The 1,459-nt window shown below is 37.1% G+C and carries 1 protein-coding gene; it reads left to right on the top strand.

Going from position 1 to position 1,459, the window contains the following annotated elements; all coding sequences use genetic code 11:
• Nucleotides 1-37: 37 nt before the first annotated feature.
• Entirely contained in the window at nt 38-1,312 is a 1,275-nt protein-coding gene (locus tag V179_RS0105470; protein ID WP_028390633.1) for an IS110 family RNA-guided transposase, read from the top strand.
• The last annotated feature ends 147 nt before the right edge of the window (nt 1,313-1,459 follow it).

Below are 1,459 nucleotides of genomic sequence, written 5' to 3'. Positions count from 1 at the left end.
ACACAACACAAAATCATTCTTAGGAGGAAGCTCTACTATGAAGTTTAAAATGCAAGACAAACAAAATCAACTGATTGAAAGAATTTCTAGCCAACATCTCGTTGTCGGTGTGGATATAGCACAAGAAGTTCACGTCGCTCGTGCTGTTAACTTTCGAGGGATTATAGTCGGTGATCCTCTCTCTTTTAATAATAATGAAGAAGGATTTGCTAGATTACTACAATGGATGAACCAGTTACAAACCCTAAAAGGATTTGATTCTACAATAGTTGGTATGGAACCTACGGGTCATTATTGGATTAACTTATCAAAATGGCTATATGAACAAGATATTGAAGTAGTAACTGTTAACCCCCATCTTGTAAAAAAGAACAAAGAAAACCGAGATAATTCCCGTTCAAAAAGTGATAAAAAAGACGCTCTTGTCATCGCTGATATGGTGAAGAATGGTTACTATTCCTTTATTCGTCCTGCTTCAGAGGCCTTTGAAAAACTACGAGTTTTAATGTCTAACCGTGACATGACAATTAAACGACTTGTTAGTGCTGTCAATCAAATCAATCGTTGGGTAGATATTGTTTTTCCTGAACTTCGACAGGTATTTAAAGATGTTAAAGGAAAAGGTGCAATTGCCACCCTTCGATTATTTCCAACACCACTTGAACTTCGTTCAATGAAAGCACAGGATATCGTTAATGGCTGGAAAACCCAGATGAAACGCCAAGCTGGATTAAAAAAAGCACAATTACTAATTGAATTAGCTAAGCATTCTGTTGGTACTCACCAAGCTCTTGATGCTTATAAATTACACCTAGAACAATTAATTGAAGAATTTGATCTAGCAACAATCCAACTTGAGCGAGTTGAAAAAGAAGTCACTGAGGTCCTTAAACAAATTACTTTCGCGAGAAAGTTACTTACCATTAAAGGAATCAGTGAAATTGCACTTGCAGGCATTTTAGGTGAAGCAGGAGATTTAAGTGGGTTCGCTCATGGTAATTCTTTATTACGTCATGCCGGTTTACATCTAGCAGAGGCTAGTTCGGGTAAATGGAAGGGTCAAATTGTCCTTTCTAAACGTGGGAGGTCCCGTTTGCGGCGTTTCTTGTACTTAGCGACAATGAGTCTTGTCATGAACAACCCTGATTTTAAAGAGCTACACTCTAACAATGTTCATGTAAAAAAGATGAAAAAAATGAAATCCATCATGAAATTAATTAATAAATTTGCAAGAATATTAGTAGGAATGGCGCGAAAGAATGAATCCTATCGCCCTGACGAAGTGCACCCTATCACACCATTGGCAGCCTAACGTAAACTTACTGCAATTCTTTTATAACCATATCAAAGTAGCTGATAGCTTTTAAGATTAATATCTTTCGAATATTGGCTTATTCGTAGGATCTCAAAAGAAAGTACGAAGTACCGGATTTATTGTGCAAAAGGGCTCTGACCCGTT

The organism is Bacillus cihuensis (assembly GCF_000504145.1).
GTDB classification, from domain to species: Bacteria; Bacillota; Bacilli; order Bacillales; family DSM-1321; genus Peribacillus; species Peribacillus huizhouensis.
The sequence above is the reverse complement of the archived record's forward strand: the minus strand, read 5'-3'. Positions and strand labels throughout refer to the sequence as shown.